This is a genomic window from Thioalkalivibrio sp. XN279, from assembly GCF_011089885.1.
Lineage (GTDB): Bacteria > Pseudomonadota > Gammaproteobacteria > Steroidobacterales > XN24 > XN24.
The window spans coordinates 1-231 of the sequence record NZ_JAANBD010000016.1; the positions used below are offsets into that span (position 1 = coordinate 1).

At 63.2% G+C, this 231-nt stretch carries 1 protein-coding gene; it reads right to left on the bottom strand.

The window, feature by feature from the left end; genetic code table 11:
• On the bottom strand, positions 1 to 231 hold a 231-nt coding region (locus G8346_RS02850; protein ID WP_206202556.1), incomplete at its 5' end, for a chemotaxis protein CheW.

The window sequence follows — 231 nt, forward strand, 5'->3', positions numbered from 1 at the left end:
TCAGGCCGCTGCCTGGTCGACCAGGCCCATGTCCTCGGCGGTCATGAGTTTTTCGATGTCGATGATGATGATCATGCGTTCGTCGACGGTGGCGAGGCCGTCGATGTATGCGGTGTCCAGGACGGTGCCGAACTCGGGAGCTGGCCGGACCTGGTCGTGGGCGAGGGAGGTGACGTCGGAGACGGCGTCGACGACCATGCCGATGACGCGCTTGCCGATGTTGAGGATGAT